Here is a 15,239-nt window from a genome sequence, read left to right as displayed (position 1 = left end):
ATACGGTTGAACTCCCTGAGCGGTTCTGATACCGTTTTAAGTGCAGGGAGAGCCTAGACGGGAGAAAGAGAGAGGATCAGTCTCTCAATCCCCCTAACGCTCCCAATCTAGAGATGGTAGAAAGGCAGCGCTAGGCTCATTTTAGCCTAGTGCCCCTGTTCGACTACCTTTAAGGGGCTACTAGTGACCTCCCTGTTTTCCTTTAAAAGGTAGAAACATGATCACTAGAAAAACTGAATTACTGCGCTCCATCCCGGTTCTCTCTAGCCAGGAAACGCTGAAGCACATTCTCATCGGGGACTATGGAGCAATCGTTGCAACGCAAAAACTACTGGCCACTTTGAATTACGCTGACAAGACTTTTTGGACTCAACCACAACTCATAGGAGCAACCGGAGAGTACATCAGTGTATTGATTAAGAGAAGTGCTCCTAATGCAGAATTAGAAAGCTAATCTATCCCAGTGAGTTAGGCCCCTTCAGCCAATTCTGAAAGGGGCTATTCTGCAAAAAGAGTAAGGCAAAGTAGGATGGGCAAAGGGCAAAGCCCGTGCCCATCACAATCCTAAACATTTAAGCAGAATGACGGGCACGCTTTGCTTTACCCATCCTACAAATCTCCGGCGAGATCTTGATATCGCGTGAGGGTTTGCTAGCGTTTGGGCTTTCCGAACTTGGCCTGAAGGTCTTTCAGAGTAGCTTGTTTAGAATTGGCCGACGGCTCGCTGGGGCTTGGTTGGGGCTTATTGCTGCTCGGTTGAGTTTTACCGCTGTTGGGTTGAGTTTTACCGCTGTTGGGTTGGGGTTTGCCCTTTGTAGCGGCGGGCTTAGCGCTTTGAGGTTGCTTGCCACCATCGGAATTGGCCCGCATGGAGAGACTGATGCGCTTGAGTTTGACATCGACCTCCATAACTCGTACCTTTACCACCTGGCCGACGTGGACAATCTCTTTGGGGTCGCTGACAAAGCGATCGGCTAGCTGAGAGACGTGGATTAGCCCGTCCTGATGCACTCCGATATCGACGAAGGCTCCGAAGTTAGCGACGTTGGTGACCACACCCTCTAGCTGCATTCCTGGCTTCAGGTCGCTGATCTCGTTCACCCCCTCTTGAAACTGGGCGTAGGTGAACTGGTCACGGGGGTCGCGTCCGGGCTTCTCCAGTTCCTGGAAGATGTCGCGCAGGGTGGGTTCGCCTACGGTATCAGTGATGTAACGCTTTAGGTCGAGGGTTTTGAGCCGGTCGGTGGCTTGGGTGATCTGCACTAGGGGCAGCTGTAGGTCGGTTGCGATCGCACCCACAATCCCATAGCTCTCAGGGTGAACAGCGGTGTTGTCCAGCGGATTCTCGCTCTCGCGGATACGGAGGAATCCTGCTGCTTGCTCGAAGGCTTTGGGGCCAAGCTTTTTCACCTTCATCAGTTCTTTGCGGGTGCGAAACGCGCCATTTTCGTTGCGGTAGGCGACGATGTTGTTTGCGATCGCAGGCGAAATTCCTGACACATAGGTCAAGAGCTGCTTAGAGGCCATATTCAGGTCTACGCCCACGTAGTTAACGCAGCTTTCTACCGTTTCATCTAGCTTTTGCTTTAGCCGCTTTTGGTCTACGTCGTGCTGATACTGGCCCACACCGATAGATTTAGGATCGATTTTGACCAGTTCTGCCAGCGGATCTTGCAGGCGGCGAGCAATGCTGATGGCTCCGCGCACGGTCACATCCAGTTCAGGGAATTCCTCTAGGGCAACCTCGCTGGCCGAGTAGATCGAGGCTCCCGACTCGTTCACCATCACTTTGATCGGGGGCTGCTCCAGATCTTTGATCACTTCGGCGACAAAAGCATCGGTTTCGCGGCTAGCGGTGCCGTTGCCAATGGCAATCAGCTCAATTCGGTGCTTCTGGATCATCGCCTTCAGCGTGGCTGCTGCTTGCTGTCGCTGCCGATCAGACTGGTGGGGAAACACGGCCTGATATTCTAAGAACTTGCCCGTATGATCTAGTGCTGCCACCTTGCAGCCCGTGCGAAAGCCGGGGTCTACGCCGAGGGTAGGCTTCATGCCCGCCGGGGCCGACAGCAGCAGATTCTTCAGGTTGGCCTCGAAAGTTTGGATTGATTCTTCGTCAGCCCAGGCTTTCTTCTCGGCAATCACTTCACTGGTGAGGGAGCCTTTCATCAGGCGATCAAAGGCATCTTCGATCATGGCCCGATAAAAGCTACGGACAGCAGAAGCCTTAGTGCGAATCACCTCGCTCTCTAGCTCTGCCAAAATCTGCTCCTCGTCAAAGGTCAGCTCCAGCTTGAGAATGCCCTCTTTTTCGCCCCGCAGCAGCGCCAGTAGGTTGTGGGGTGCAATGTCTTTAACCGCAGACTGGTACTGGCGATACATCTCAAACTTGGTTGAGCCTTCGGGGTGGTCGGGCTTAATCTTGGAGGTGAATATTCCCCGCTTCAAGAAGGTTTCGCGCACGTAGGCCCTTAGATCTGCAGATTCGGCCACACGCTCAGCCAAAATGTCAGCAGCCCCCTGTAGCGCCTCGTCAGTGCTGGCAACACCCTTGTCCTCAGAGACATACTTGGCCGCTTCAGATGATAGGGACTCTACCCTCGTCCCATCACGGTTGAGCTGCTCGATCCAGTCTGCTAACGCCTCTAAGCCCTTTTCCTTAGCCATTGTGGCGCGGGTGCGGCGCTTGGGGCGGTAGGGCAAGTAGAGATCTTCTAGCTCGGTCTTAAGCTCGCAAGTTTCGATTTTGGCCCTGAGTTCGTCCGTGAGCTTGCCTTGGGATGCAATTTCATTCAGTACCGTCTGCTTTCTGGCTTCTAGTTCTGTCAGGTAGGCAAAGCGATCGGCAATCTGCCGCAGCTGAGTCTCATCTAGCTCCCCGGTGCGCTCTTTGCGGTAGCGGGCAACAAAGGGCACCGTCGCTCCCTCATCAAACAGGTCTAGCGTGGCTTGAACCTGAGTGGTTTTGAGACTGAGTTCGTCAGCAATGGCCTGAACAATGTTGAGCATGAACGTTACGAAACGATTTCACTGAGAGCTTCTGATCTTAATACGGATTTTTACTCCCTAGCAGTTCAGGCCAACCACAGGAGAAAACCTCAAAATCCTCAGCAGTGATATTCAACCATTTGCCTCAAGGATTACGCTGGGCTGCTGTTTACAGCCAAAACCCGAGGCTAATGCTGAGCGACCTTGCCCAGTCCCTCTTAAACCACTTCACCACTCACACCAACTAAAGAATTTCCCAATGAGACGAGTTGATACCCTGCATCGGCTGGTGATACGACTGAAATAAAAACTAATGGTTCGTCGCCATTATTGAATACCCCATGCACACAGTCAGGATAGGCGACGACTATATCCCCTGCAACAATTGACTTTGTAGTGCCCGCTTCATCTAAAAAGTATTCGCCTTTTCCAGCCAAAATAGTCCAAGTATCTTGTCCGTTGGGATGAATATGTGCGGAGATTTCTTGTCCTGGCTTGATGTGCCAAGCTACAACGACAGCATCTTTAGACTCTGTAATGACTGAACGAATAGGTTCTCCATCTGCCGGCTGAAAAAATTTGGAACTGCTGAAAACCCTGGTCATACTCATCTGTATTGCCTACTACTCTTGGAAGGCTGCTTTTTGCGGCTTTTCAAGACAGCATTCTCTCATAACCATGCTAAAGAAGTGTCTCACTGATAACCTTACAGCAGCTCATTCTCTCTGCTAAAGTTTTGCAGCGCTTCTACTTGTTTTTGGATTGTTGCCAGTGCTTCATCTCTTCCTCAATAAAATAATTTACTAAATCTTGGTACATTTTCTCTATTACATCAGCATTTAATCCTTCCTCCTCTGCCCAACTACGGCGTTGCTTTAACATCGCTTGAAAGCGCTCAGGCGCTTTAACAGTGACTTCGCTCGTTTTGAATTTTGAAGCAGCTCTAACATATTCAAAACGCTGACTGAGGAGCGAAATAACTTGACGATCTAGCCGATCTATTTCAGCTCGGAGATCTGCCATATTTTCACATTGCTCAGGTGTCTTCATAGGCTTTTAAAACATAACTGATAGGCAAAGCAAAGCGTGTCCATCAAAGCGTGCAACTTATAACAAAAACTATCGCCCCTCTAATCACAATATCTTGCTGCGATCGCTAATTGGCTTTGCTTGGCCGGTTAACCAATAGCCTGTGATTGCGATCGCAATCGTGATGACAGCCGCCACAACGTTTGGGTAAATCGAGACTCCAGCAAATTCAGGCTCGCGAACATTGCCCAGCGCCGGGTCATTGAGAAAGCCATAGGACGTTCCAGGCCAAAATCCAGCGGCAATTAGCCCAATCCAAAACGCAGAGCCGAGAAATGCAGCTAGTCCCATTGAAAAGCGATCGCTTGTCGGGCGCACCTTTACAATCGCTAAGGCCGCACTTCCCAGCGATGTCGCTGCAAAGAATGACATAGCACAGTGGAGCTTAGCGTGAGGCAACCAGGCAGGATTGTTCATATGACCGTTTGCAAATAAAACGGCATCAACCCCAATCGGAATCGTCAGGGTTGAAATTGCAGCAGCGGCAAGCAGCCATTTAGCAAGGTTTTCCTGATGCATACTGGTATATTCTGATTCGATGATCAGATTTAGGGGAATGCAGTGAAGCCTAAACTGTAAAACTCACTGAAGAATACTTTAGTGATGAGATTGCAGATAGGCGTTTCTTGCGAATTTCGGAATGCATAGCGTCGTGTTGAGCAATTCAACATGACTCGCATTTGATCCGCTCGCTGCTTTCACTATTCAATTTAGAAATAACGGGGTCTAAGCTTCTACTTGCCCATACCATTGCACATCAGGCGGATAAGCCAAGTATTCCACAACTTCAGTTGAGAACTCATAGACATGGGCCGATCTGAGGTGAGCCACTAGCGCCACTTCGTCTTGCCAATCGCCAATCGTGACAAATTCGCTGCCGTGCAGCCCCTGCCAAAGCTCGTAGCCCAAACAGCCAGGTTCTTCGCGGCTGGGGAACACCAAAGACTGCAGCAAGGATTTGACGACAGCCCCGCAGTCAGGCTTAGCAATGACTCGCGTAATGGTTCGTATAGAGCTAGGCATAGAGCTTTTATTTACTGCACCACAAGGGACAGCCTAACCCAAACCCAGGGTCTTGCCATTAACTTTGCTTTTCCTGCAACGGCAGCGTTGTGTTGCTTCTGTCAGGCAACCGAGAGGGAGCGCGCAGGTGAATTAACGGCTCTTACCGGGGCTGGAAAGAAACGCAGGTGAGGCTGCTTGATCGAGGCTCGGACATGATCGCCAATGTCGATTCGCTGGCCGATGGTGGTGCGGGCATGAAGGGTGCGACCGGAAGGCGTGAGCAGGCAATATTTGTACTCGCGGCCTAAAAACTGGCGATCGCGCACCAGTAGCGGGGCTGACTCATCGGCCTCTAGATGCAGGTCTTCCTGGCGGATCATCAGGTCTCCGGCGGTGAGTTCGGGGCTTTCCTTAAGGGCCTCGCAGGGCTCTATGGCCACGTCGAAACAGCCCACTTCGGTTTCCCATCCAGCTCCAGAGCGGCGGGCCGGAATAAAATTGGCCTGGGTAACAAATTCAGCAATAAAGCGTGAGACTGGCTGGCTATAGACTTCTTCAGGGGTGCCCATCTGCTCAACCTGGCCTTGGCGCATGACAGCAACCTGATCGGCAATAGCGAGTGCCTCTTCCTGATCGTGGGTAACAAATACGCCAGAAGCGCCCACCTGCTTTAGGATGTCTCGCACCTCTTGGCGCAGATAGAGGCGCACCTGCACATCTAGGTTGCTAAAGGGCTCATCTAGCAGGATCAAAGAAGGGCGAGGAGCCAGGGCACGAGCTAGGGCTACTCGCTGCTGTTGCCCTCCCGACAGTTCGTGGGGGTAGCGCTTCTCTAGGCCTTGTAGGCCAACCAGTGCGATCGCTTCTGCCGTTCTCGACTCGACGGCCTTTGCTGGTAGGGCCTTTTTGCGGGCCAGGTGCTGCAGCCCAAAGGCAATGTTTTTCTCAACAGTCAAATGGGGAAATAGCGCGTAGTCCTGAAAAACAATGCCCACATCCCGCTGCTCTGGGGTGACCCAGCAAGAGCCACAGACCGGGCGACCCGCCAGTTCAATGGTGCCTGCATTGGGCTGCTCAAATCCGGCGATGAGCCGCAACAGCGTTGTCTTACCGCATCCAGAAGGCCCTAGCAAGCCCAGCAGCTCTCCCTGACGGAGGGACAGGCTAACCCCATCTACCGCAGGCGAAGCATTGGGTGCAAACTGCCGAGTGAGGTTTTCGATGCGGAGAACAACGGGAGCTGACATAGGTTTTCTTAAACGAATTGAGGGACTCTAGCTAAAACCCGGATTGGGGCAAATTGGGAAAAAAAGACCTCTAGGGCTTCTCTATAAAGCCTAACCCCGGAAACTGGCTTTTATTGAAAATTTTACTCAACAATGCTATCTGAAGAGCAGCTATTACCTGAAACACTCCTTGGCTAACGTAGGAAAGACTTGCCTATGCGTACGTGCAAATCTTTCCCAGGTAGAGACGCCAGCCCCTAGGGCTAAGGCGTCTCTACTGCTGAAATCGCCTACTTCCAACCAGTGCGGTCAACGATTTTGACCACCTCTGAGTTGTTGCGGCCGTAGGCAGAGACGTTAGTTTCGTCTACCTTAAAGTTCCCTAGCTCAGAGACCACCGGATCAATCTCGACCCCCTGCAGCACAGGATACTCATTGTTACTGTTGGCAAAAATCTCTTGAGCCTCTGGCGTGACTAGAAATTCTAGAAATGCGATCGCATTTTCCCGATTCGGCGCATTCGCCACAACACCAGCCCCGCTGATATTGACGTGGGTGCCCCGGTCTTCCTGGTTGGGGAAAAACACGCCGGTTGCCTCGGTCACCGCCTGCTCATCAGGGTCGCTGGATTTGGCCAATCGCGCCCAGTAGTAGTGGTTGACAATTGCAACATCGCACTGGCCTGCCGCCACAGCCTTGATCTGGTCGATATCGCCGCCTTCTGGCTCCCGCGCCAGGTTTGCAACCAGCCCTTCTACCCAATCTTCTGTCTCGGCGGCTCCATCCGACTCGATCATGGAGCCCAAAAGGGACTGGTTGTAAATGTTGCCTGAGCTACGCACGCAGACCCGATCCTGCCACTGAGGCTCTGCTAGGGCTTCGTAAGTAGACAGTTCGGAGGGCTCAACCGCTTCTTTGTTGTAAACTAGCACCCGCGCCCGTTGAGTCAACCCAAACCAAAGGCCCTCAGGGTGGCGCAGGTTTTCGGGAATAGCTTGGGTGAGCGCTGTCGATTCAACCGGTTGAAACAGACCGTCCTGCTCTGCCCGCCATAGCCGACCGGCATCTACCGTGACTAATACATCGGCAGGGCTGTTTGCCCCTTCATTTTTAATCCGTTCGGTCAACTCATCAGCATCGCCCTCGATCAGGTTCACTTCGATGCCCGTCTCCTCAGTGAAGCGCTGGTAAATAGCATCGTCGCTGTCGTAGTGGCGCGAAGAGTAAACATTGACCTCGCCCTGATTACCCCCTGCCGTATTGGCTTCCTCAGAAGCTCCAGACCCCACATCTCCCTGTTGGGAGGAGCCACAGGCAGCAGTAATGACAACAGCGGTGCTGGCAGCCAAGGCTAAAAAGTTGCGTCGATTCCACATATCTCTAAATCCGACTCCTGTTCAAGCAAAAACAGACGAACACACCTGTTTTCAACTAGTTTCGTTTAATGAAAATAGTTTTCAATTAGCTCTTCCGAGTGTAATACGATTTCCCGATGCACTGTCAAGCCTTTGTTGCTATGAATTGGCGATAGCCAGAAGCAAACGGCATGAGCCAGCAGCAGAAAGCCTCACCCTGAAGGAATTAAGTCTGCAGCGTGTCGCTAGTTTACAAGCGTGGTTGCCAGCCACTTTAAAGCCTTGCGCTGGCTCAGCGTGGGCAGGGGTGAATCATGGACTTGCACGTCAGAAGACCAAGAGCCGCCCTAGATTCTTATTTACAACTCACCTCGATCGGTTCTTTGGGATAAGCGCTCCAGCTTCCCTGGTGCTTCTCTACTACGTAGGGCCTGAGGGTGATCTGGGGAGGATGGCCTGCTCCAACGTCAACCCGAAGAAATGAGTAGGGTCGCCTGCGGGAAGAGCCATGTCCACTGCGACCCAGGTAGAGATGCGATCGCGCCACTGTTTGGCCCGAACCCTCCTCCAGTTCAGGGCCCTCAGGCCGCTGCCGCCGCAGACTAAAGCCGCTGCCGCCACAGATCAGCCAGTTAATATGGCTATCTGCATGGCCAGTATCTTCAGTTTTAAGATATTCCAGGCAGTGGGCATGGCCCATGAGCGCTAAGTCTACCAACGGTCGGTCCCGGGCCAAGTCCCCCACCTGAGCCGCCACCTTCTGCAGGACTTGCCGCAGGTTATATCGCACGGCCAAGGTTTGCCCCTGATACCACTTGGTCGACTCGGTAACATAGGGCGGGTGGTGAAACAGCAGCACTCGACCGCGCACTTCAGGGTTTTGCCACGACTGAACCAGCCGCTGCTGCAGCCACTTGAGCTGATCAAAATCCATCCTAACCTTGCGAGAACTGGAGAGCTGCTTATCGATATCTGAAATTTGCTCCTCCAACTGCTCTAGCTCGGTGTAGATTTCCGGCAGGGCGTCGGGATCGTCGTTTGTCTCGCCCCCCATGCCAGTCGCCTGCATCAGAAGCTGGCTGCGTTCCTCTTCCAAACTGTCTCTGCGCTCTCTAAGAGATTCGCGGTACTGCCGTCCTTCGGCCGTATCAGGAATCGGCAGGGGTTCATTGAAGGTGTTGGAGTCTAGCGCAAAGAAATCAATGCCGCCGTAGCGAAAGCTGTAGTAGCGGTTGGGCAATCGGGTAAACTCGCCCGGCGTATAGCAGAGACAGCGCCCCTGTTCGGTTTCTGCCTGGTAATAGCGGTCTAAGTGTTCGCCTAGCTGGCCTTCGGGCACTCCCTGCAGGTAATCCATAAAGGCTCTGGCAAAAGCATCACCTTGAAAAGAGCCATGCCAGCCCACATCAAGATCAAGGCGCGCAACCAGTAGCTTTCGCAGGGGTGAAGTGACGCCAGAAGCTACGCTGACCCACCAGGGCAAATCATAGTAATCATGGTTACCCAGCACCGGCAGAATCGGTTTTTTAAACACCATCTGGTCGTAGCAAACCGCCTTTGGGTCGTCTCCACCCAGCAGCCATTCCCGATAGGGTCGAATGAAATTGTCTGGGTACTGCTCCTTAGAGCCTACAAGGTAAACCACATCCCCTGTGTGGAGGGCAAACCGGCAGTCTTCCTGATGGTCGAGCATCGCCTCTGCAACCCGCCGTTGGGGGTTGTCTCCCCGGTGGTTGCCGGTGCCGCTGTCGCCCATGACCAGAAAAGAAAAATCTGCTTCCTCGCTATGACCATCGGCAATCTTTAGTGTGGTTTGATCAATTCTCCGCTGCAAGACTTGGGGATGGGACCACCGCACCCGCGTTTTCATCCGGTTGATTTTGGTCTCAACGTTGGGTTCGGTCGTGAATTTCATAGGCGCTTCTTTAGCCAGATGCCACCCAAACTATAGCTAGGTCAGCCGCTGCACAATACCGACCTGGGTTAGAGAAAACAGTAAAATTGGCCGTAAATTGAGTAGCTTTGCCCTAATTTTTGCTTTTGCGGATTGCCTTTGCAGTAAACCTGCGCAAAAAAAAGGCACAGCGTCAGCTGTGCCTAAAGTAGTGTTTCGCAGTTAAAACGGACTAATCCCGACCTAGTTAAGCCACTCCAGCACCTGTTCCTCTTTGGTGTTGGTGTTGCGGGAGGGGGTTTCGCGGGTGAACTGCATGTGGACGGAGCGAGTCTGCTCGCCATCGGCAGCCACTGCCATGATGGGATAGTCGATCAGACCATCCTGGAAAGACATCTGGAAGCGGAAGGTGCCGTCGGGATTGAGCTTGATGGGCTTGCCGCCGATGGTCACAGTAGCGTCGGGCTCGGTTGCGCCATAGACAATCAGCTCAGCATCGGCAATCAGCCAAAACTGGCGAGGCCGAATTGGTGGTGCGGAGGCAGAGAAGCCAGCTCCAGACATTGTCAGACCCGATAGACCCGACATGTTGGAAACGGCCCCTGCCCACATTCCCACGCCGGAGGGGAAAACATAGGAGCTGACAGCCTGCTCAGGCACCATCTGCATCGATGCTGATCCGGCCGTGTGCTGCATAGAGCCGAACAGTGAACCGGCTACCCGCTGGGCTTCTGCCGACTGAGCCATGCCAAAGATGTTGTCGTAAATCACATTGCCTGCTTCGGCGGGAGCAGAGGCAGCCTGACGACTGGGGTGAGTCAGCATCATCAGCGTCTTGCCCTTCAACTCAGACTCCCAATCCACGGTGATGAAGTGATCTTCAATCCAGTCGGAGGGGTAGACCGGTGGAACGTGAACCGGTGCAGAGCGGGCTAGCACTAGCCAGCGGCCATCATTGCAGACGTAGCCGATTTCTACAACATAGTCGCGATCGCTAACTGGCACGGGCATGTACCATTCGCGGGCTAGCTCATCGCACTCATACTGCTGCAGGCTATGGGGGCTCTGGTAGCCCAGATCGATTTCGGTGACGTCGTAGAAGCGTAGCGACAGCCGCACTCCGCCTTGACGCCGCAGCTCTTCTTTGTGGTCGTTGGGGATGTCCCAGTAGGCGTAGGCCCATTGGGGATCGCGGGGCATGAGTACAATGCGGCTTTCACCATAACCACTGGGTAGGTCGGGCAATTCTTCATCGACCGTAGCCAAGATAGCGACTGCTGGGGTGGGCGCAGCGTAATACTTTGAGGCTTCAACTTCGGTCTGAGCTTCAACCGGAGGTTGGCTCTCTAGAACAGGCATCGTAGCGCTAGCTACCGGGGCCAGACCCCGCTTAACTTCAATCGCGCGAATTGAGTCAATTAGCTCAGTCTTGCGCATGCGGCTGTAGCGCGACACTTCATATTCACTGGCAACCCGGCGAAGCTGCCGTAGAGTCATTTCTTCGAGGGGGGGACGTTGAGACATGGTCGGATGTTACCTCCTGCTTCAGGACTGCTAAGGGCCATTGGACCCTGGTTGGGATCATGTATGACCGTCGGGGATCAATCGTATGGGGATACTATTGCAAAAAAGGCTTTGGGGATCAAGTCCCTGAAATCCTTATATGTTGAGCGATTTACCAAATAATGCAGGATTCGGGGATCGCAATGTCAGGAAGCCGTGACAAATAAATTGAGCCGCTAACTCTAAAATGTCAAAAATTCATGACAGAGTGATCCCCAGCCCGCAGAGGGTTCCTCTGATACAGTCAAATACAGCCTGATTGCCCCTATAAGCCGTCGTAGCAAGTTAAACAGGAGAGCTTTGAGTGGTAAATGAAGAGCCAGTAGAGGACACTGTGGCCGTTAATCAGCTAGGTGAAGCCTCGCAGCGAGGGGGGAGCCGGGTAATTAGCCGAATTTTGCCCCCAGCGGTGCGCCTGCTGATCCAAACTCAGGTAGATCAGGTGGAAAATCTGGTGTTTCAGATAGAGGGGCGGGATCGCCAGATTTTATCGGGCTACGTGCCCAAAGCTGCGATCGCAGCCGACCGGGCCGTGTACCAGGGCCTGCACTTGAGCCATGTGCAGGTAGAGGCCTTGGAAATTCGCATTAATTTAGGTCAGGTGATGCGGGGCAAACCGCTGCGGCTGCTACAGCGCTTTCCTATAGTGGGCAAGGTTGTGATTCAGGAGCGTGACCTGGTGGCTTCTTTAGCCGCGCCCCTGCTGCGCGACGGTATTCGAGACTTTCTCCAGCAGTTAATGGTGGTGCAGCGTCCTGGACAAGACCTACGGCCCTATCTAGGTGGGCTGCTGCAGGGGGATCATGCGCAGTTTCGGGTGGGTGAGGTTGCGATCGCGCCCAATCAGCTCACCCTCACCCTGCTACCCACTCAGGGGGCTGCCGCTGCCGTGACGCTACAAACAGGGCTAGCTGTTCGCGAAGGTCATATCCTGATCCTGCATGAGCCTAGCCTGAGAACTACAGCGGGATCAGAGCCGATTAGCCTGGACGGGTTTGAGCTGGATCTGGGGCCAGAAGTACAGATTGACTCACTCACCCTGACTGCTGGACAGATCGACATCCGAGGCACTGTTCAGGTGATCCCGGCAGATTAGCTTCAAAAAATATGTTCAAACTGCAAAGAGAAACAGGTTTGGCAAATTATGGTGATTGAGTGGCTCAAATTTTGCATGTCCCCCGAAAGCCGGGAACGGTATATCGAGCTAGATACCGAGATCTGGACAGCGGCACTGAGCCAATATCCCGGATTTGTCTCAAAAGAGGTCTGGATTGATCCTGACGATGCGGGATCGCTCATTTTTGTGATTCGCTGGGCCACCCGCGAACAGTGGAAAGCGATCCCAGAGGCAGATTTGATTCAGATAACCGAAAGATTTGATGCCGCCTTTGGGCTGTCTTACGAAATGGTTGAGTCAACGGAGTTTCAGGTGCGGCGATTTCCGGTGCCAGGCTAGTGCGCTAGGATACGGTCAGCGTTTGGAGAAGGACAAATGCGCCCCTGCCCCCGTTGTCAGGCTAAGGTCGAAGCAAACGCTATCCGCTGCCCCCAATGTGGTCTGGCGCTAAAGGCTCATGGGCATCCCGGCATCCCCCTCTACCGGGCCGAGGGCGAAGCCGCCTTGTGTGAAAGCTGTACCTATCACCTGGATGACACCTGCACCTTTCCCCAGCGGCCCCACGCCGAAACCTGTACTCTCTACCACAACGCCTACCAAGATCCCAAGGCCGACCGCCCTGTGATTCCGCCCGGACAGCAGATGCGGCTCTGGGTGAATCGACGGGCTGGGCTGATCGCCCTAGTGGCCCTGATTGGCATTAGCTTTTTAATCGTGCTGGTGCGGTAGCATTCCCCAACCTCTTCGGGCAGGCAAAGAATTTTGCACGGAGCTAGCTTTCCTGCTTATTTACTAAGACCAAGGCTCCTCGCTTGCCTGCCCAGTAGGCAAGGGCTAACCCAGCAAAGATTAGGCTAATTGTGGCTGCCTGCTGCGGGTCAAACAGATGCCGCCAGATCTGGGCTAGCAGCACTTGGGGTCGAGTCACCAAATCCCAGCTGTTAAAGCGCCAGAAGCGGCCCCAGTAGATTGCGATCGCACACAGTCCGTGCGTTCCCAGTTCAATCCCCGTTACCCAACGCCCGCCGCCCTGCTGATCTACATATCGCCCCATTGACACGACTGACCCGACGTAAGCAGCAAAGCCAATCAGCAGAAACACTCCGTACATCGGCCCCATTACCAGCCCTACCACCCAAGGAGAATAGCCAGTTTGAGCGCTCTCAAACAGGTGAACCACATCCGTCAGCACATAGGGCGCATTTGGCAAAAAAGCAAAAAACAGAGCAAAGCCTAACCACCACAAAATTGACTGACGGACATTGCGGCGAAACAAGCCAACAGCTAACCCTAGAGGAATCAGGGCCAGCACTGTATTCCACCCCATCCAGCGCCAGTTAGCTCGAATAACTTCTAGATAGGGAAAAATTTTGGCCGTCAGATCATCCATAAGCTTTTTCTACCCAGACTTATTTATAGCCCTGGCAGCACAGGCCAGCCAAGTTTAACGATTGAAGACAAAGTTATTAAGAAAGGTAAAGCTAGTCTTCCGAGCTTACAACAGCGGAAGTCAGGCAGTACATGGCCCCTCTAACGAGCAAGCTCAATATTTGACCCCATCCCTTCTCAAAAAATTGTTGCCTGTGGTGTGAACTTTCCTTCACAATGGATCGGTTGTATTCTGCGTCACCACCCTTGATCGAACGCTATACCTTGCCCGAGATGGGCGAACTCTGGACCGAACTCTACAAGTACAAGACCTGGCTTAAGGTCGAAATCGCCGTCTGCGAAGCCCAGGCAGAGTTGGGGTACATCCCCTCAGAGGCAGTAGACGAGATCAAGGCAAAGGCCAACTTCGACCCCAAACGAATTCTCGAAATCGAGGCTGAAGTTCGCCACGACGTCATCGCGTTTCTCACTAACGTCAACGAGTACGTGGGCGATGCCGGGCGCTACATCCACCTAGGCATGACCAGTTCAGACATGATCGACACCGCCCTGTCGCTGCAGTTGGTAGACAGTCTGCAGGTAATCATGGCCCACGTCGAAAACCTGATCCAAGCTATCCGTTACAAAGCTCAAGAGCACCGGGACACGATCATGATTGGTCGTTCCCACGGCATCCACGCCGAGCCCATCACCTTTGGCTTTAAGCTGGCTGGCTGGCTGGCTGAAATGTTGCGCCACCGCGAACGGCTCAGCGCCCTGCAAGATCACATTGCCGTTGGTCAGATTTCTGGGGCTGTCGGCACCTATGCCAACATCGATCCAAAAATTGAAGAATTGGCCTGCCAAAAGCTGGGTCTCAAGCCCGACACCGCTTCAACCCAAGTAATCTCCCGCGACATCCATTCCGAATTCATGAACGCCCTAGCTTTGCTAGCGGCTTCCATTGAGCGCTTTGCGGTAGAAATTCGCAACCTACAGCGGACGGACGTGCTAGAGGTCGAAGAGTTTTTCTCCAAAGGCCAGAAAGGCTCCTCTGCCATGCCCCACAAGCGCAACCCTATCCGCTCCGAGCGGCTGACCGGCTGCGCCCGCATTGTCCGGGGTAACGCCATGGCCGCTCTGGAAAACGTGGCCCTCTGGCACGAGCGAGACATCTCCCACAGCTCTGTAGAGCGGGTGATTCTGCCTGATAGCTGCATTTTGATTCACTTCATGCTGGTAGAGACCACCGACTTGGTCAAACACCTGCTGGTCTACCCCGAAAACATGAAGCGCAACCTAAACGTCTACGGCGGTGTCGTCTTCAGCCAGCGAGTACTGCTGACGCTGGTGGGCAAGGGCCTAGCTCGGGAAGAAGCCTATGCCATTGTCCAGTCCTGCGCCCACACGGCCTGGAATACCGAAGGCGGCAACTTCCGCCAGCTGATCTCAGAAGATGAGCGAGTACAGAAATACCTCTCTCCCGAAGAGATCGGTGAGTGCTTCGACCCCAATCTGCACCTGCGGAACCTCGACGCCGTTTACCAACGCCTTTGCATTTAACCATCTCGTAGAGACGCGATTAAGTAGCTCCCTGGGCAATAGCTCTCCGGGCATGACTCAGCTAAGGCTTT

Annotated in this window: 15 protein-coding genes; 5 read left to right on the top strand and 10 right to left on the bottom strand. The window is 53.4% G+C overall.

From position 1 onward, the window contains the following. The first annotated feature begins 217 nt into the window (after positions 1 to 217). A complete protein-coding gene (locus tag H6G13_RS07340; RefSeq protein WP_190482489.1) occupies positions 218 to 454 on the top strand; it encodes a hypothetical protein in 237 nt (78 codons plus the stop codon). Positions 455 to 651: 197 nt separating this feature from the next. Here H6G13_RS07340 and H6G13_RS07335 read toward each other — a convergent pair whose 3' ends face one another. The 9 genes from H6G13_RS07335 to H6G13_RS07295 all read right to left on the bottom strand — a co-directional run bounded on the left by H6G13_RS07335 (position 652) and on the right by H6G13_RS07295 (position 11,081). Then, entirely contained in the window at positions 652 to 3,009 is a 2,358-nt protein-coding gene (locus H6G13_RS07335) for a Tex family protein (protein WP_190482488.1), read from the bottom strand. A gap of 197 nt (positions 3,010 to 3,206) precedes the next feature. Next, positions 3,207 to 3,599: a cupin domain-containing protein gene (locus H6G13_RS07330; protein ID WP_190482487.1), complete on the bottom strand. Its 393-nt coding sequence runs from the start codon at positions 3,597 to 3,599 to the stop codon at positions 3,207 to 3,209. Between the two features lie 136 nt (positions 3,600 to 3,735). Next, positions 3,736 to 4,038 carry an isochorismate lyase gene (locus H6G13_RS07325; protein WP_190482486.1) on the bottom strand — a complete coding sequence of 101 codons (303 nt, stop codon included), beginning with the start codon at positions 4,036 to 4,038 and terminating at the stop codon, positions 3,736 to 3,738. Positions 4,039 to 4,122: 84 nt separating this feature from the next. Continuing rightward, entirely contained in the window at positions 4,123 to 4,596 is a 474-nt protein-coding gene (locus H6G13_RS07320) for a hypothetical protein (RefSeq protein WP_190482485.1), read from the bottom strand. A gap of 207 nt (positions 4,597 to 4,803) precedes the next feature. Next, a complete protein-coding gene (locus H6G13_RS07315; RefSeq protein ID WP_190482484.1) occupies positions 4,804 to 5,100 on the bottom strand; it encodes a putative quinol monooxygenase in 297 nt (98 codons plus the stop codon). A gap of 101 nt (positions 5,101 to 5,201) precedes the next feature. Then, complete coding sequence (locus H6G13_RS07310; RefSeq protein ID WP_190482483.1) at positions 5,202 to 6,329, bottom strand: ABC transporter ATP-binding protein; 1,128 nt, start codon at positions 6,327 to 6,329, stop codon at positions 5,202 to 5,204. Positions 6,330 to 6,598: 269 nt separating this feature from the next. Then, a complete protein-coding gene (locus H6G13_RS07305; protein ID WP_190482482.1) occupies positions 6,599 to 7,684 on the bottom strand; it encodes a Fe(3+) ABC transporter substrate-binding protein in 1,086 nt (361 codons plus the stop codon). Positions 7,685 to 8,018: 334 nt separating this feature from the next. Continuing rightward, a complete protein-coding gene (locus tag H6G13_RS07300; protein WP_190482481.1) occupies positions 8,019 to 9,578 on the bottom strand; it encodes a metallophosphoesterase in 1,560 nt (519 codons plus the stop codon). Positions 9,579 to 9,800: 222 nt separating this feature from the next. Then, positions 9,801 to 11,081 carry a DUF4912 domain-containing protein gene (locus H6G13_RS07295; protein WP_199305754.1) on the bottom strand — a complete coding sequence of 427 codons (1,281 nt, stop codon included), beginning with the start codon at positions 11,079 to 11,081 and terminating at the stop codon, positions 9,801 to 9,803. 343 nt (positions 11,082 to 11,424) lie between these two features. On the opposite strand from H6G13_RS07295, the gene H6G13_RS07290 reads away from it, so the two are divergent. The 3 genes from H6G13_RS07290 to H6G13_RS07280 are packed head-to-tail and all read left to right on the top strand — an operon-like array spanning position 11,425 to position 12,966. After that, positions 11,425 to 12,216: a DUF2993 domain-containing protein gene (locus H6G13_RS07290; protein WP_190482480.1), complete on the top strand. Its 792-nt coding sequence runs from the start codon at positions 11,425 to 11,427 to the stop codon at positions 12,214 to 12,216. Between the two features lie 48 nt (positions 12,217 to 12,264). Next, on the top strand, positions 12,265 to 12,576 hold the full coding sequence (locus tag H6G13_RS07285) for a TIGR03792 family protein (RefSeq protein ID WP_190482479.1): 312 nt from the start codon (positions 12,265 to 12,267) through the stop codon (positions 12,574 to 12,576). A 36-nt stretch (positions 12,577 to 12,612) separates the two neighbouring features. Beyond that, on the top strand, positions 12,613 to 12,966 hold the full coding sequence (locus H6G13_RS07280; protein WP_190482478.1) for a zinc ribbon domain-containing protein: 354 nt from the start codon (positions 12,613 to 12,615) through the stop codon (positions 12,964 to 12,966). A 43-nt stretch (positions 12,967 to 13,009) separates the two neighbouring features. Here the strand turns inward: H6G13_RS07280 and H6G13_RS07275 are convergent, their stop codons facing one another. Beyond that, positions 13,010 to 13,627 (bottom strand): DUF1361 domain-containing protein, encoded by a 618-nt coding sequence (locus tag H6G13_RS07275; RefSeq protein WP_190482477.1) that lies wholly within the window; start codon positions 13,625 to 13,627, stop codon positions 13,010 to 13,012. A gap of 245 nt (positions 13,628 to 13,872) precedes the next feature. Between H6G13_RS07275 and purB the strand changes: the two genes are divergently transcribed. Further along, entirely contained in the window at positions 13,873 to 15,168 is a 1,296-nt protein-coding gene (purB, locus tag H6G13_RS07270) for an adenylosuccinate lyase (RefSeq protein WP_190482922.1), read from the top strand. Positions 15,169 to 15,239 lie beyond the last annotated feature (71 nt).

Source organism: Pseudanabaena sp. FACHB-2040, assembly GCF_014696715.1.
In the GTDB taxonomy this organism is placed as follows: Bacteria; Cyanobacteriota; Cyanobacteriia; order Phormidesmidales; family Phormidesmidaceae; genus JACVSF01.
The sequence above is the reverse complement of the archived record's forward strand: the minus strand, read 5'-3'. Positions and strand labels throughout refer to the sequence as shown.

Coding starts and splice junctions, on each gene's coding strand:
- H6G13_RS07315 (WP_190482484.1), bottom strand. CDS start 5,100: ATGCCTAGCTCTATACGAACCATTACGCGAGTCATTGCTAAGCCTGAC.
- H6G13_RS07310 (WP_190482483.1), bottom strand. CDS start 6,329: ATGTCAGCTCCCGTTGTTCTCCGCATCGAAAACCTCACTCGGCAGTTT.
- H6G13_RS07275 (WP_190482477.1), bottom strand. CDS start 13,627: ATGGATGATCTGACGGCCAAAATTTTTCCCTATCTAGAAGTTATTCGA.
- H6G13_RS07295 (WP_199305754.1), bottom strand. CDS start 11,081: ATGTCTCAACGTCCCCCCCTCGAAGAAATGACTCTACGGCAGCTTCGC.
- H6G13_RS07325 (WP_190482486.1), bottom strand. CDS start 4,038: ATGAAGACACCTGAGCAATGTGAAAATATGGCAGATCTCCGAGCTGAA.
- H6G13_RS07300 (WP_190482481.1), bottom strand. CDS start 9,578: ATGAAATTCACGACCGAACCCAACGTTGAGACCAAAATCAACCGGATG.
- H6G13_RS07340 (WP_190482489.1), top strand. CDS start 218: ATGATCACTAGAAAAACTGAATTACTGCGCTCCATCCCGGTTCTCTCT.
- H6G13_RS07280 (WP_190482478.1), top strand. CDS start 12,613: ATGCGCCCCTGCCCCCGTTGTCAGGCTAAGGTCGAAGCAAACGCTATC.
- H6G13_RS07335 (WP_190482488.1), bottom strand. CDS start 3,009: ATGCTCAACATTGTTCAGGCCATTGCTGACGAACTCAGTCTCAAAACC.
- H6G13_RS07305 (WP_190482482.1), bottom strand. CDS start 7,684: ATGTGGAATCGACGCAACTTTTTAGCCTTGGCTGCCAGCACCGCTGTT.
- H6G13_RS07285 (WP_190482479.1), top strand. CDS start 12,265: ATGGTGATTGAGTGGCTCAAATTTTGCATGTCCCCCGAAAGCCGGGAA.
- H6G13_RS07330 (WP_190482487.1), bottom strand. CDS start 3,599: ATGAGTATGACCAGGGTTTTCAGCAGTTCCAAATTTTTTCAGCCGGCA.
- H6G13_RS07320 (WP_190482485.1), bottom strand. CDS start 4,596: ATGCATCAGGAAAACCTTGCTAAATGGCTGCTTGCCGCTGCTGCAATT.